Genomic DNA, 15,908 nt, shown 5'->3' with positions numbered 1-15,908 from the left:
ATCCCCTTTCTCAGTCTTGCTGATCGATACGGTGCGCGGCGCGAGACAGTTTGGTCATCCCCATCTTTTTCACTTTCGGAACGTCCTTTGAACTGTCTACCACAAGTGCGAGTTCTGCAATCGTCGGCGTTTCAAACAGGCGCGCTACTGGCAGTTCCACTCCAAACTGTTTGCGGATACGTGTCACAATCTGCATGGCGAGTAGCGAATGCCCGCCGAGTTCAAAGAAATTGTCAGCAATACCAACGCGCTCGATGCCGAGCACTTCGCACCACATGCCCGCCAGTTGTACTTCGGTCGGTGTGCGCGGGGGAATCGAAGGTGCGGTCGCATTTGTCTGGCCTCGCTCAGGCACGGGCAACGATTTCAAATCAACCTTGCCATTTGGCAATAGCGGTAGTGCTTCCAAAACGACGAAAGCCGATGGCACCATGTATTCGGGCAGTTTTTGCTTCAAAAAGCCACGCAGGTCAGCATCTGGTGCCGCTACCGTGTTGTGGCAGGTGAGATAGGCGATCAGGCGCTGGTCGCCAGCCTCCTCATGCGCAGTCACAACCGCTTCGCGCACGTCCGAGTGTTCTATTAATACCGCTTCGATCTCGCCCAATTCGATCCGGAACCCGCGAATCTTCACTTGTTGGTCCAGTCGGCCAAGATATTCCAATGTCCCGTCAGGCAAGTAGCGCGCAAGATCGCCCGTCTTGTAGATCCGCTCTCCGTTTGCAAACGGATGCGGAATAAATTTTTCGGCCGTTAAATCAGGACGGTTGCGATATCCTCTTGCCAAGCCTGCTCCCCCGATGTGCAGCTCACCTGCCACCAAGGCGGGGACGGGACGCAGGTCGGCATCGAGCACGTACACCTGCGTGTTGGTGATCGGCCGTCCGATCGGCACGCTGCGCTGTTCACGCTCGCAGTCCCAGACGGTCGCATCGATCGTGCATTCTGTCGGTCCATACAGGTTGTGCAGTTCGGCGTTTACAAGTTGGAAAAAGCGATCTTGCAAACCGACCGAAAGCGCTTCGCCACCGCAGAAAACGTGTCGCAACGTCGTGCACGCACCGATCTCCGGCTCATCCAGCAGCAGTCCGAGCATCGTCGGCACAAGTTGCAGTACGGTGATCCCCTGCTCTTTCACCGCGCCAACCAGATAGCCGCTGTCCCGATGACCGCCAGGGCGTGCCATCACCAGTTGCGCACCAGAGAGGAGTGGTGCCCAGAACTCCCACACGGATGCATCGAAGCCGATCGGCGTCTTTTGTAAAATTTTATCCGTTCTGTCCAGCGGATAGGCCTGAATCATCCAAAGCATGTGATTGACGATCGCGCGGTGCGGGATCTCGACCCCTTTCGGACGGCCTGTTGAACCGGATGTGTAGAGGATGTACGCGAGATCGGTTGGCTTCACGACCGTCTCCAGATTGGTTTCCGAGTGTGCCGCCAACAGTTCGCGGTCGCGATCAAGGCAGAGCAGGTGCGCCGTTTTGACCGGGATGCGCTCCACCAGCGCTTCTTGTGTCAACACGACTGACAGCTGCGTGTCTTCCGCGATCCAGCCGATGCGCTCCTGCGGGTAGGACGGGTCGAGCGGCACATAGGCACCACCCGCTTTTAAGACGGCAAGCAGGCCGATGACCAGTTCCAACGAACGCTCCATGAAGATTCCAACCGGCACATCCGCAGTTACACCTTGCGCACGCAAGGCGTGTGCGAGCTGATTGGCTCGGGCGTTCAACGCCGCGAACGTCAACGTCTCGCCTTCAAAGACCACGGCGATCTCCTGCGGGGTGCGCAGAACTTGCGCTTCCACCAATTGGTGCAGGCAAAGATCATGAAGGGTCCCCACCTCGCCATTCCAGACCCGCAATTGCTCGTGCTCTTTTGCAGTCACCAGCGGCAATTCGGCCACCGTCCGCTTGGCATCCTTCACGATTCCGCCGAGCAGTGCTTCAAAATGTCCGACCATCCGCTCCACCGTCGCTTGGTCGAACAGCGCTGTGCTGTAGGCAAACACCCCGCGCAAACTTCCTTCCGTCTCCCCCATCATCAAGGAGAGATCGAACTGGGTGAACGTCCGATCCAGAGCTACCGTTTCCAGCACCAGTCCGCCGGTTTCGATTTTCGCACCTGCAACTCCCAACGCGAGCGCAACCAATCCTTCTTCCTTCCACAGCGCGCCAGATTGCAAGTTGAACATCACATTGAACAAGGGCGGGTAGCTGAGATCGCGATTCGGCTGCATTTTTTCGACGAGCAGCGGGAACGGATACTCCTGATGTTTCAGCGCTTCGAGCACCGTCTTACGCACCTGCTCCACCAGCTCTGCAAACGCCTCCTCCCGGCATACTTGCCCGCGCAAGACGACAGGGTTCACAAAATAACCGACCGTCCCGGCAAACTTCGCCGCGTTGCGTCCGGCGCTCGGCGAACCGATCACCACATCCTCCTGCCCAGTATAGCGGTGGAGCAACACTTGAAACGCCGACAGCAGAACCACGTACAGCGTCGCCCCCAACTCTTTTGCCAACGCGCGCAAAGCTTCGGTCAGCTCGACAGGCAACACAAACGACACTTCTGCACCATGATCGGACAGCACCGCCGGACGAGGACGATCTCCCGGCAAATGTAGCATGGACAGGTCCCTACCCACCCGTTCCCGCCAGAACTGCTCCAGGCGTGTTCCTTCCGCACTTTGCAGCAGCTCCTGCTGGTCGCGGACAAATTCGCGATACCGGTCGATCGCCACCAGTTCCTGCGCTCCGTTTTGCTCGTCCACCTGCGCATACAACTCGCCAAACTCTTGCAACAGCACACCGAACGACCAGAAATCGACCGCGATATGATGTGCGGTGATCAGAAGCAGGTGCTCAGAATCAGAACAGCTCCAGAGCTTCATCCGAATCATCGGCCCATTTGCCAGATCGAACGGCCTGTTCGCTTCAGCATGTACCTGAGCCATCAGTTGCTCTTCTGTCAGCTCAGCGGCCGATTCTGTCGCAAACGAAACGTCCACCCGCTCTGCCACGCGCTGAACAGGCTTCGTCTCTTGCATCTCAAACCGCGCACGCAATTGCGGATGACGCGCCACCAGTCCAGCGAACGCCGCACGCAGGCGTTCGACATCCAACGCCTGGGCGATGCGCAACGCATTCGAAATGTGGTACGCGCCGCTGTCCGGTGCTAGGCTCTGCATGAAGTACATCGCTTGTTGTCCATAGGTCAGCGGAAACTCGACCTGCTCGGGACTCGCATCTGTCCCGACAACAGCCTCGACTGCTCGTTCGGCAGGCTTGTCAGCCGCAAACGCCCGTTTCTCCACCACCCGCGCCAGTTCACGCACGCTCGGCCCATCCAGCACTTCCGCCATCGTAAGTTCAATGGTGAAGGCCGTCTCCACCCGATGCTTCAGTTCGACTGCCATCAGCGAGTCCATGCCCAGTGCATGAAGCGAGCGCTCAGGCTCGATCACCCTCTGTGCGACCTGCATCACGTCCGCACACTCTGCCGTCAACAACGCTTCCAGCGCCGCCTGACGCTCTCCTTCTGCCATCGGTTGCAAGTCCTCGACCCGCACTTCCACCGCAGGCTCGACGACCGTTTCCTGCACCGCTCCCTGCCACGCTTCGCCCGCCACCACTTCCAACGTCCCAGCTAGGTAGCGGTCGCGGCAAGCATAGCGCTGAATTTTCCCGCTCGACGTCTTCGGAATGCTCGCCGGCTTGATCAGTAGCACCGCATGAAGCTGTAGCTGATGCTCCTCCGATACGGCTTGACGCATGCTGGCGATCACCGCTGCATGGTCGCCTTTGCGGTGGGCGCGCTCAAGCTCCTGCACCACAACCAGCCGCTCCTCCCCGTCGATTTCCACGGCAAATGCGGCCCCGTTGCTGTTGCGCACCGCTTCGTGGCTTTCCTGTACCGTGAACTCCAGATCTTGAGGGTAATAGTTCCGTCCGCGAATGATGATCAAATCTTTCATTCGCCCGGTGATATACACTCCGCCATCTTTGGCAAAACCCAAATCGCCAGTTCGCAAAAACGGCCCTTCTCCCGTCGTGGCCAGCACGGCTTGAAACGTATCTTTGGTCTGCGCTTCCCGATTCCAATAGCCGCGTGCCACGTTCGGCCCATGAACCCAAATCTCACCGACCTGCCCGTCTGCACAAGGAACTCCGCTCTCCCCATCGACGATGAGCACCTTTTGCCCGTTGCGCTCCCCATGGCCACAGCTGACCAGCAGTCGCGACGATTGCTCCGACTTCGCTTCGGCCACTCGATTCTGCGTCAACTCTGCCGCCTCGACGCGCTCGAAATGCGGCAGTTCCTCCTTCGCACCGCCTGAAATGAACAGCGTCGCTTCCGCCAGCCCGTAGCACGGATAAAACGCTTCCTTTCGAAATCCGCAAGGCGCAAAAAATTCGGCAAACCGCTCCAATGTCTCCGCCCGCACCGGCTCAGCCCCAGTAAATGCGTTTTCCCAGGAGGAAAGGTCCAGCGTATCTCGTTGCTCCGGCGTAATTTTTTGCAGGCACAGCTCATACGCAAAATTTGGCCCACCGCTCACCGTCGCCTTCGTCTGCGAAATCGCCTGCAACCAGCGCAACGGCTTTTGAATAAAATCGACAGGTGGCATCAGCGTCATTCCATATCCGGTAAACAGCGGCTGTAAGATCCCACCGATCAGTCCCATATCGTGATACGGTGGCAGCCAGACCACACCGCGGCTCTCAGCGCTCGTGCCAAACGCCGCTTCGATCATCTCCAAGTTGTGCAGCAGATTGCCGTGTGTCAGCATGACCCCTTTCGGCGCTGACGTCGAGCCTGACGTATACTGCAAAAAGGCCAAGGTCTCCATCCCTACATCCGGCTCGATCCACAGGTCGGCCAAAGCCGGGTCGATCTCCTCCGCGACCAGCCACTTCAGCGCTTCCATGCCTGGCGACTCGGCGAACCGTTTTTCCACGCTCGTCAAAATCGTCTCCGTCGTCAGCGCGAACTTCGCATCCGCATCGGACACGATCGCCTGCAACCGCCCCAGATTCCCATTTTGCCGCGGTGGGTACGCGGGCACCGCCAGCACGCCGCCATACAAACAGCCAAAAAAGGCAACCACATACTCGAGCCCCGGCGGGTACAGCAACAATGCGCGTTCTCCCTCCGCGCCTTTCGCCTGCAGCAACGCACCCAGCGCACGCGCACGCAGATCGAGTTGAGCATAGGTCAACTCTTGTTCTCCGTTCTCGCTCCATAATGTATAAGCGACCTGCTCCGGCTGCTCAATCGCGCGCTTTTGCAGCAGTTCAACCAACGATGACATCCCACGAACCATCTCTCTCATCCTCTCTGCTAAACTCCTAACTATTTAATTACAGATGCACCCCGCAACTTCCTACTGATCCTGATCGAAACCTTCAAGTTATTCAAAAAAATTCAAACTTCGAAGTGATCACAATGCAACACGGGTCACCGCTCGCCTCAAGATTACGTTCGTTTGTGTTTTTGGCGATGATTTGCAAATAAAAAAGCGATCACATCCCCGTCGATGTGACCGCTTCTGGTATTTCGATCTGCACTTCCTGAAAATATCTTGCCCACCTGCGCACAGACGCGTGAAGTCGTTGCCCATCTGCACGCTCGAAAAGCAACTCAGCCCCCATCTGGTCCGTATACGCCCATCCCTGTTCCGCCAAATGCGCCTTGATCCACTCCATGCCCTGTTCCGCTCGCACCAGATAGGTCGAACCGTGCTCCGACTCTGCCACCAGCACTTGCTCTGCTCCCGTAAACAACGCCACTCCGGCAGCAAACTTCTGATTTGCCATGGCGAACATCAGTCCTATCGCCAGCAAGATCACGACAAGCAAGATCACACCCGTACACTTTTTCACCACCAAACGTCCCCCTCTCGACCATAAGACATCCTTATGAATTGGATAAAGACTTTCGATTTAAGAAAAATTCGGACTCACGCTATACTCAAGATACCACTTCATGGATGAAAGAAGGACTCATAGATGGAAACGATCACCAAACACTCCCTGAAGCGAGACCCCCGTCTCTCGGTTGTCTCCGGCATCCTCTTTACGCTACTCCTCGCCCTTCTTGGCTTCGGACTGGCCCAACTGCCTGGCCTGAGCCAAATCGGTCCGCTGGCCTGTGCCATCCTGCTCGCCGTGCTGTACCGACAAAAATTCGGATATCCCGAAGCACTGCGCAGCGGTATCCAATTTTCCTCCAAGCGTCTGCTGCGGATCGCCATCATGCTATACGGCTTGAAACTCAATCTCCACCTGCTGCTCAGCAACGGACTGCCGTTGCTGGCCCTCGACGCTCTTGTCATTCTTTTTGCGATCGGCTTGACCATCCTGCTCGCCAAATGGTGGAAAGCAGACTTCTCCCTCACCCTGCTGCTCGGCATCGGGACTGGAATCTGCGGCGCAGCTGCCATCGCAGCCGTCACTCCGATTTTGCGTAGCAAGCAGGAAGATTCGGCGCTCTCCGTCGGCATCATCGCGCTGATCGGGACCTTATTTTCGGTCAGCTATGTGCTGTTGCGCCCATTGCTTCCGTTCTCAGACAGCGTATACGGCATCTGGTCCGGTCTTTCCTTGCACGAACTGGCCCACGTCGCCCTCGCTGCCGCCCCAGCCGGAGAAGATGCGCTGGCGCTGGCCCTGCTCGCCAAACTCGGTCGCGTCTTACTGCTCGTCCCGTTCTCTTTTCTGCTGCTCTTCTGGCTCCGCAAAAAAGAGGGCACTTCAGCTTCGATCGAGTTCCCATGGTTCCTGCTTGGCTTCCTCGTGTTGAGCCTCGCCGGAACCCTGTTCCCGCTGCCGGACGCTGTCCTGCGCGTGATTTCCACCCTGACCACCTTCTTGCTCGCCATGGCGATGGTGGGCCTCGGACTCAACATCTCGCTCGGTGATCTACGCAAAAAAGCGGCTCGCCCGCTGTTGATCATCACCGTCACCTCTCTACTACTCTCCGCGCTGACCCTTCTCCTGCTCTCCATACAAAAACCACCGCTCTAAGCGGTGGTTTCTGCTACTTTCTTCACAAACAGCACGCGGTTTTGTCCGCGACCGTCGTAATCCTCTGCCACTTTTTCAATCTGGAATCCCAACTGCGTATGAAAAGCAATCGACCCATGATTCATCGGAGCGGTCACACAGCGTACAGTCGTACAGCCTTTTTCGCGCACCCGTTCAAAAAAGAGGTCATAGAGGCGCTTCCCCAGCTTCTGCTTCCGATACTGCGGATGTACCCCAACAAAATGTATGTACGCTTCTTGCGGAAAAGTCTGCGAAACGAAGCCGATCAGAAAAGCGACCACTTCCCCTGCATCTTCCACCACAAAGCTTGTCTCTTGAAAATGCACAAAAAACAGCTTAGGCAGCATGTCGGCCATGGAGCGTCCACCCCACCAGTCGTTAACCACCCGTACCACATGCGCATAGTCGTGTTCCGCAACCGCTCGAATCTCCATCTCGCCAGCCCCTTACTTGCTCTGCTGTCCTTGGTCTAACAACTGTTTGGCGTCTGCTTAACCTTGGCGATGATTTTCGATGTAGCTGATGATCTGCTCTTTTAGCTCCTCCACGCTGTTCGCATAAAGAAAATCATCGTTGATCACCACATACGCATAGCGCATGCAGATCCCGCAGCGGTCCAGACATCCGTCCGGCTCGATCGCCAGTTCCGGATAGGTTTTGGACAGCCAATCGATCGTCTGGATATCGTCCAAAAACGCATTGCTCGAACAGCACTCCAACACAAACTGTTTTTCCATCTCAGACACGCGTGTCACTCCTTCCCTCATCCGATCGGCGCAGCTTCTGCGCCAAGGCGTTCATCTCTTCCGGCAATGGCGACTCAAACAACATTTTCTCCCCAGTGCGCGGATGTACAAATCCGAGTCGCTTGGCATGGAGCGCCTGTCGCTCGATCCAATCCGCATCGTCTGTCGTGCCGTACATCGCATCTCCAAACAACGGGTGTCCAATATGTTTCATATGCACACGAATCTGATGTGTGCGGCCAGAATGCAACTTGAGCTCGATCTGCGTTCCGAAAGCAAACCGCTCCGTCACGCGATACTCGGTGCTCGCCTCCTGTCCGTCGTCACGAACCACGCGCACTCGAAAATCATCGTCGCTGCGTCCGATCGGCCCCACGATCAATCCGTCATCCTGCGCCAAAACACCGTGGACGATCGCTTCATAGGCCCGGTCGATCGTGCGTGCCATCAACTGACGACTCAAAAACTGATGCGCATGATGATTTTTCGCAATCACCAACAATCCGGACGTCCACTGGTCGATGCGATGCACAGGGCGAAAGCGGGCAACGATGCCCCGTTGTTGCCAATCATACACAACTCCGTTCGCCAGCGTGCCCGTCCAGTGACCTGAGGTGGGATGCACGATCAAGCCGGCTCGTTTTTCCACGACCAGCACATCCTCATCCTCGTACACCTGCTGAAAAGGAATCGGCTCCGGTAAAATATCGACCGACTCTTCCGCCGGGATGAGCAGGCGCAGTTGATCACCTTCCGCCAAACGCCAAGAAGTCCAAGTCGGTTCTCCATTGAGAAGCACCCCCTGCCCTTGCGTCAGCTTGCGAATGACCTTGCGCGACATTTTCAAATGTTTTTGTAGCACGTCTTTGATCTGCCGCCCGGCCAATTCTGCATCGACCGTTAAGGAGTACAATTCATCTTTCATTTACCGCTTTCGTCCTCCTTTGCCTGCTTGCGGCTGTGCTTTTTTTTGCGTGACGGAAGCGTCATCCCCTGATACCACCTATTCTCTTCCTCCTGGCGTTGGATAAATCGCTCTTCTTCCTCTGCATCGAGCACGGGATAGCCAAGGCGTTGCTGTTGAATGTTCGGTTTCGCGGCCGGAGGTAGCCAGCGCTTGCGCACCCCATTTGGGTCATAGAACGCATAAAACAGCAGTCGATCCAATTGGCGATTCAACAGCCAAAGCGTCACCACAAGCATCAGCACCGTCCCGAGCAGATAGCCCGCACCTGGTGACCAATGGAATCGGACCGCCACTTCACCGCCCACAAACAAGGCCAGCATCGCAATGCCCGCCGCCCACATCGCCTGCTTGCGCGCATCAAAATACAGCAAGAGCAAAAAGGCGGTGATCCAGACCATATGCGGCACCGAACCGATGATCGTCCACTGAAAAATATCGATCACGTTCGGATAGATATGCTTCACCTGCTGGGCAAACACCCATGCGAGCATCGCCACGAACGCTTGAATTTTCATCATCCTCAGCAGAGCCGCTTTGGTCTCCATGCGCAATTCCTCTTCGAACATGCGCACCGGAGCCAGCGTGTCCCCACCTTCGATCGCATCATAGAAACGCCGGAACACCTTGTAAAATTCGGTCTCGACGTTGACCGAAAACAGAGTAAACGCCGGAATCAACGCCAAAAACGTCCAAAACTTGGCCAAATCATACCCCGGTGACAACAGATAACTGCCACCGACGAGCAAGCTGCCCTCGGACAGCCAATACATCCCGTTGTCGATCCACAATGACATCGCGTAAAAGAACCCGATCCCGATCAGTTCCGGATAGCGCTTAAATTGCGGTTTCACCTCATACAGCACCGGAATTTGACCTGGAAAATCGCGAACGACCACGCTACCCAGCCAGAAAAAGGCGACGCCCTGACCGAGCGTAAACATGCCGAGCACCACCGTCTGATCGGCCTTCAACCCAGCCATTTTCATGTAGATGCCGTAGACCAGCGCCATCAAGCCAAGCGATAACAGCCCGAGCAAAAAGCCTCGCGCGATGTCCCAGTACGCTTTGGCGGCCGACAGCAGGATCATGATCAGGCCGAGCTGAGTCAAGATCACGGTTAGCACGACCGTCCAGATCTTATAAGCGATCGGCAGAGGTAAAAACCACTGCATCGCAATTGACAACACCAGCGAAGCAATACCCGTGTACAGATAGACACCAGTAAAGCCGCTCAACAGCCTTTCTGGCGCCTCCACATACAACGCATCGGCCAGATAACGGGTCAAAAAGAACTGTGCGGTCGTCGAGATCAAGTTGGAACTGATCATCGCATAGGTGATCGTCGCAAAAAACAGGTCGCGCTGATCATTTTGCAGCCCGAACGCCTTGCTCCATGACAATAACAGGAATAGCGAGATCAACGTCAAAAGCCACGGTCCGGCCGCCACAAATGCCGCAGCGCTGTAGACTCGCCATTTTCCTTGCAGGCCCATGTTGCCGAGCGCTTTGCGCAGGGTAAACCCAATGCCCGCCATTACGACATCACCGCCTCATCGTACAGCTTGCGATATTCGCGCATCACATGGCGCAGCGTGTAATAGCGCTGCACTCGCGCTCGTCCGATCCGCCCCATCTCCAAGCGCAGTTCGCGACTGCTCGCCAGCTTCAACAGCGCGGCCCCGGTGTCATCGGGCGTCATCAGCTTGGTGACATAGCCGCAGTCGCCAAGTTCATCGCCTGCAAACCCTTCGATCAGCTCCCGACAAGCGCCAACATCTGTCGCAACGATCGGCAGACCTGCCGCCATCGCTTCCAGCATCACCAAGGGCTGTCCTTCGGAGATCGAGGTCAGCAAAATACAGTCGAGCTTTGCGAGATAGTTCAATATGTTGACCGGCCCGGTCCAGATCACCGCCGACGCAATCCCGAGCGAATCGATCAAGGCCAAGCACTCTTCATAATACTCCTTGTCCTCATCCTGTGGCCCGATCAGCATCAATTTTGCTTCCGGCTTCTGGCGCAGTACGACCGCCATCGCCCGCAGTAACGTTTTGACATCTTTGATCGGTACCACCCGCAGGATCGCGCCGATCGTGAACGGACGATCTGGCGTCGGTTCGATATGCGCAAACAAGTCTGGATTGACACCGTTTGGGATCAACCGCATCTTCATCGGCTCTACTCCGTAGTGCAACTGTGCCTTTTGATTGCCTTGGGACAGCGTCGTCACAAATTTCGAAGCGCCATACCCCGCCTGACCAACTCGGATGAAAAATCGGTTCCACCAGCTTTTCAGCGGCATCGAAACCCAATCGGCTCGCACGATCTCCTCTTCGCGTTCCCGCGTGTAAATCCCATGCTCCGTGACGATCATTGGCTGGCCGGACAAGCGGTTGATCACCGCTCCGTACCATCCTGCATACCCGGTCGAAGCTGCGTGCATCAACTGCCCTGGTGGTAGCGGAGCGCGCAACAGGCGCAAGATTGGCAACCACATCGATCGCCAGTTCCAGACAAAATCGACAAGCGCCGGAGCGTTCGGCAGTTCGCGATACACTTCCAATGTTACATCCCACGCCCACTTTTCTTCTAGGATCGCTTCCACCGTCGGCGTGTGTTTCTTCGAACGAACGATCATCAGCGTCTCACGGCTGGGCAGTTCGCCCGTCTTGAAAAAGTGGCGCATCTCTTCCCGGTCGCGTTTGCGCCAGCGCCACAGACTGCCGCTCACCTCATCTTGATCGTGCAGATAGATCTCCTGCACGCCGCTGACGTTCGGTGGCAATTCGTACTTGTATTTTGCATCAGGCTGCCGCGTTGCGCCGATGTAGACGATCGAAAATTCACAGTCTGCAATCGTGCGAATCAACTGGTGCGTCCAAGAGGAGACACCGCCTTGAACGTAAGGATAGGTCCCTTCGAGCAGCAAGCTTATCTTCACTTCGCCACCTCCAGGACCAGTTTGGGCTCTCGTGCTTCCACCCAGATCAACCCGAACTCCTCATTGCGGGCGACGATCTCACCGCCGGTGTTGACTTGCCAGGCGAACGGATCTTCGACCCGCACTTCCAGCATCATCGGGCCTTGAAGTGGCGACAGATAGGCAGTCAATCGCCCCTCTTGCGAACGGTCGAACTGCACCTCCGTCTGGTAATACATCCGCAGGCGGTCGGACAGCTCGGTCGCCGTCAGCGGCTGCAACCATTGGAAGCGCGAATTGATTTCACCGATCAGCGCTTCAAAATCGCTGCGCAGATTGGCCCACGATTTCCCCATGTTCCGGTCATCATTGAAAACATCGTCCGGGTGGTTAAAGTGCGAAATGATCCCCAGATTCCCGATCACGCTGTACAGATTAAATTTATCATCATCTTCCAGCGAATAACCGTATGTGACCCGAGGTGTGCCCATGATCTGCGGGATGTCCGGATCAGGCAGGAACTCCTGTGAAAACTCGCCTTGTTTACCGGAGGTCGCATAGAGCGCAGAGATCGTTTTTAACTCTGGAAACGCTTTATAGAGCTGGAACTTCCCTTCTCGGCTCAACACGTTGGACGGCGGTATATACATCGTCGGAAGCGGCGCTTTGATCTCCTGTTGCCAGAGCTTCCGCGCGGTGAGCAACGCTTCCAGCATCGCATGCTCGGACGGCCACGGTTTGTATCCGTATAATTCCTGTTCAGATGGTGTATAGCTTTTACGAAGCGACAGGTGATTGTACCCGTGCAACCCGAGCTCGCCACCGTTGTTCATCAACTGCACTTCCAGCGCAAACAGTGTCTCCTGCCCGCTTTTTACATAGTCAAACGGTCCAGTGACTGTGTCGTTGTACATGAAGATCACGCCTGCCGAATAGCGAATCCCATACTTTTTTGAAAGGTCCTGCATATCTGGGTCCCAGCGCTTCAAGCGGAAGTTGTAATCGGTCATCCCCGTCGTGTTGCCAGGCGAGACCAAGCTATAGGCAGGAGAAGGGAAGTCATCGATAAACCAAACTTGAGCACCGACTGTCGCCTTAGCCCCGCCTTGTGCTTTCAGCATCGTCTGGATGAACGCCCCCCGCATCGGCGACTCCTGTAGAGCGGTGGTGTTCCAGTACATCACATGACCGGAACCGCGCTCCGCCACCCAGAGCAAAGGATAGCCTTCCGGTTCTAACGCCGTTGCCCAGATCTTTGATTCCTGCGACAGTCCGGAACTCAGTGACAGCGAGGACGAACTGAACTTGTCAGCAGATACCACCAATTCGGATAGCCCTGGATAGATCGATTCGGTCCAATTCAATCCACCTAGCGAATCTTCCAGAAAATCTGTATTCCCCTCGATTCCAAAAAACGAATTGAGCGGTGAAGACGGGCTGCGCAGCGCATTGATCAACAGTCCGCCCTGCTCTGTGACATAGCGCTGTAAGAGATCGACGTGCGGCAAGTCGCTCTGGCGCTCACCGATGATGATCACCGCCCCTTGCGCATAGCGCTGCAACGGTGTGTTCAACTTGTTGTACTCGTCAAATGACATCACATCATGCGGGAGTTTGGAATAACGAAGCGCCATCGACAGGTTATCGCGCGTGCGCAACGCCTCTGGGATGTCCGCCTTGTCATGATAGAGCAGCAGGTAGCGCTGATGGGGCTCGTTAGGAATTTCCGTTCGCTTGATCGTATCAAAGGAGAGCGGAGGCTCCCAACGCCTGTCATCGTTCACCCACTCTTGTACGCGGGTAGGCACGGTGAGTGCTACGACCGCCAACAAAAGCACATAAAGGGCGATCCGAAAAGCAGGCAACTTCTTCTTCGTCATGCTTTCTTCTCTCCCCCTTCCCACAGGTGCACCAAGCCGCGCACAGCTTCCGACAGCTGGTTGCGATCGGACACCTGTTGCACCGCTCGCACCAAGCTCTGCTGATCGTTGCGCTGATACGCGATTTGGATCAGGACACCTAGCGCCCGGTCGGTGACGTCCGAATCGCTCGTTTCCAGCCACCGCTTCGCTTCCTGTTCAGCCTCTTCATCAGCGTTGAGCAGAAACAATGTTTGCGCTTTCTCAATTCCCACATTCGGTTGATCGGGATCGAGGCTCAACGATTGATTCAGTACGCCAATCCGCTTGTCGAGATAAAAGCGGGACAGCTCTGCTCCGGCGATCCCACCCTCGATGATCTGACCGTACTCTTCGGCCAATTTGTTCCATGTTTCCACATCTTCAGGCTTGCTTTCCAACTCGCGCTCCAACTGACGAATGCGTATCGAGTGGACCGCTTCTGCACGTGACAGCAGAGAGGCTCCATAGTACCGCACTTCCGGATCATCATCATCGAGCGCAATGCGTACCACTGGCACCTGAATCTCAGACTGCATCGATTGTGCCTGCAAGAGCGCGCCCTTTTTTCGCTTCGGGTCGGAGCCTTCCAGCACATCGATCAACGGTACGACATCGAGCACACCACCCCAGTCGATCGGCGAACGGTACGCCTCCTGTGCCGTCGGTACGTCCATCCACGCCCCTTGCACTTTGGTCACCCGCGTGGACCAATATACGGCCATCAGACCGCCGACCCCTGGCATGAGAAAGCAGGTTAGCGCGATCAGAGCCTGCCGCGAACTCCACGGTCGCAAGGAGGAGATCGGCTGCGCGAGGTGTGCGGTCAGCAAGGCCAGCGCGCCACGCAGTATGAGCAGCCATGCCATGCCTTGCAAAGCCAAAACGAACAACAGGACATCCAACACTGCAAACATGGCGAACACCACGATCGAGCGCAAATGGCGTGCACCGGTCAACCGCTCGACAGCTTTTTGCTTACCGTGTTTGTCTTTTCTGGGCTTCAAATCGACTCTCATCACACTTCAACCTGCTGGACTGCCTGGATCTCACAATCATTGTGCAGAACGCGCGAAGAAAGAACTTCAAACTGTTCACTCTCTAATCGTTCCCAGATGCGCTGTGCCACGCCCTCCGCATATTGCTTCTCCAACGTCGGGAACAGCAGCAGTAGACGTTTCGTCTCCGGTTCCCATGTTGCCAGATCAAACGTGCGCATCTTGGCGCGCAGCAGGTCGGTGAGCATCTCTGGCACGAACTCGTCCGCGATGGTCGTGTTCAGGGTCGCTTCTACAATCGTGTATGGAATACCGTAGCGCTCGAACCGATCATGCTCGATGCCACACTGCTCATGAAAATAGGGAGCGCGCAAAAAGCGCGAGTTCGGATAGGTGGCATCACTCATGCGAGCCTCTTCATACGCGGTCGCCCGCTCCAGCGAGTCGGACGCCCATTTCGTCACCACTTCGAGCAATTGCGTCGTATCGACCGTCACCTTTGACAAAGGCAGACGGTGAATCGCGATCAGCGCGTAGGTGCGCTGGTGGCGGAAGATCGGAACCATATAGATCGGGGCCGGACGTTCGCTCGCGTCTTTGAAGGTCAACACTTTGCCTTCTTCGATCGCCATTTTAACCAGCTCATGCGTGTCAGCCGTGACTGAGTTCGACCAAGCGGGTGGCCCCACCCGCACCGCGAGGCGGGCAAAGCGGTTGCCTTCCTCCACCCGGTAGATGCTCGCTTGCTCTACTTGCAACAGGTCTTCCAGCACACCGAGCAGTTCGGTGAGGATTTTTTCGACAGACAGCACATTTAAACTCTGCGCGATCTGATAAAGACGGGTCATCGTAGCGGTCTGCCCAAGCACGCGGCCTTGCAGTTCCACCAGTGCGGTCTCCGCCTGTTGCAGACGCGATCGCGCTTCAAACGCTTCCTGCTGCATCAGCGACGCCTGATCGCGCATACGCTGCATGCGCCGCTCCAGCGTGGTCCGCAGTTCCCCTAATGCATAACCTGCAACAATCAAAAACATGGGTGTCAAATAGTGAGTCGGATCTGCGATGATGAACGTCCATAGCGCATTGAGGGGAAAAGCGGTGGTAGTGGTCAGCATTGCCAAATAGAGCACGGAGGACAAAAGTCCCGACAACACACCGATCAATGGACCGGCCACCCAAGCGCCATAGATGACAAAGAGAAAAAAAGGAGAAGGATTTACGTAAAGTAAAGTCGTTGCGGGGAAAAAGCCAACAATCAGTCCCAATCCGATCAGAACTTCGAGGAACCCTGTCAGCTTCCGACGAAACGGTATCATGTCTCGACCTC

The 15,908-nt window shown here is 56.1% G+C and carries 11 protein-coding genes; 1 reads left to right on the top strand and 10 read right to left on the bottom strand.

All coding sequences use genetic code 11. The annotated features are described in order from the left end of the window. Positions 1 to 10 precede the first annotated feature (10 nt). Positions 11 to 5,338, bottom strand: a complete 5,328-nt coding sequence (locus tag CIG75_RS09760) for a non-ribosomal peptide synthetase (RefSeq protein ID WP_094236487.1) — start codon at positions 5,336 to 5,338, stop codon at positions 11 to 13. Between the two features lie 190 nt (positions 5,339 to 5,528). Continuing rightward, entirely contained in the window at positions 5,529 to 5,888 is a 360-nt protein-coding gene (locus CIG75_RS09755) for a hypothetical protein (protein WP_157729483.1), read from the bottom strand. 126 nt (positions 5,889 to 6,014) lie between these two features. Between CIG75_RS09755 and CIG75_RS09750 the strand changes: the two genes are divergently transcribed. Next, a complete protein-coding gene (locus CIG75_RS09750; RefSeq protein ID WP_094236485.1) occupies positions 6,015 to 7,031 on the top strand; it encodes a YeiH family protein in 1,017 nt (338 codons plus the stop codon). Here the strand turns inward: CIG75_RS09750 and CIG75_RS09745 are convergent. The 8 genes from CIG75_RS09745 to CIG75_RS09710 are packed head-to-tail and all read right to left on the bottom strand — an operon-like array spanning position 7,028 to position 15,897. Continuing rightward, positions 7,028 to 7,486, bottom strand: a complete 459-nt coding sequence (locus tag CIG75_RS09745; protein WP_094236484.1) for a GNAT family N-acetyltransferase — start codon at positions 7,484 to 7,486, stop codon at positions 7,028 to 7,030. The genes CIG75_RS09750 and CIG75_RS09745 overlap by 4 nt on opposite strands. A 57-nt stretch (positions 7,487 to 7,543) precedes the next feature. Next, positions 7,544 to 7,789, bottom strand: a complete 246-nt coding sequence (locus CIG75_RS09740) for a YuzB family protein (RefSeq protein WP_227874427.1) — start codon at positions 7,787 to 7,789, stop codon at positions 7,544 to 7,546. 1 nt (position 7,790) lies between these two features. Then, positions 7,791 to 8,723, bottom strand: a complete 933-nt coding sequence (locus CIG75_RS09735; protein ID WP_094236482.1) for an RluA family pseudouridine synthase — start codon at positions 8,721 to 8,723, stop codon at positions 7,791 to 7,793. Further along, positions 8,720 to 10,300: an exopolysaccharide Pel transporter PelG gene (pelG, locus tag CIG75_RS09730; RefSeq protein WP_094236481.1), complete on the bottom strand. Its 1,581-nt coding sequence runs from the start codon at positions 10,298 to 10,300 to the stop codon at positions 8,720 to 8,722. The genes CIG75_RS09735 and pelG overlap by 4 nt, the downstream gene beginning before the upstream one ends. Next, on the bottom strand, positions 10,300 to 11,706 hold the full coding sequence (gene pelF / locus CIG75_RS09725) for a GT4 family glycosyltransferase PelF (protein ID WP_094236480.1): 1,407 nt from the start codon (positions 11,704 to 11,706) through the stop codon (positions 10,300 to 10,302). The genes pelG and pelF overlap by 1 nt, the downstream gene beginning before the upstream one ends. Then, entirely contained in the window at positions 11,703 to 13,565 is a 1,863-nt protein-coding gene (locus CIG75_RS09720) for a DUF2194 domain-containing protein (protein ID WP_094236479.1), read from the bottom strand. Before CIG75_RS09720 ends, pelF begins: the two co-directional genes overlap by 4 nt. Then, positions 13,562 to 14,602: a tetratricopeptide repeat protein gene (locus CIG75_RS09715; protein WP_094236478.1), complete on the bottom strand. Its 1,041-nt coding sequence runs from the start codon at positions 14,600 to 14,602 to the stop codon at positions 13,562 to 13,564. The genes CIG75_RS09720 and CIG75_RS09715 overlap by 4 nt, the downstream gene beginning before the upstream one ends. Continuing rightward, complete coding sequence (locus tag CIG75_RS09710; protein ID WP_094236477.1) at positions 14,602 to 15,897, bottom strand: GAF domain-containing protein; 1,296 nt, start codon at positions 15,895 to 15,897, stop codon at positions 14,602 to 14,604. Before CIG75_RS09710 ends, CIG75_RS09715 begins: the two co-directional genes overlap by 1 nt. Positions 15,898 to 15,908 lie beyond the last annotated feature (11 nt).

This window comes from Tumebacillus algifaecis, from assembly GCF_002243515.1.
Taxonomy (GTDB): domain Bacteria; phylum Bacillota; class Bacilli; order Tumebacillales; family Tumebacillaceae; genus Tumebacillus_A; species Tumebacillus_A algifaecis.
This window is presented reverse-complemented; position numbering and strand designations above follow the sequence as displayed.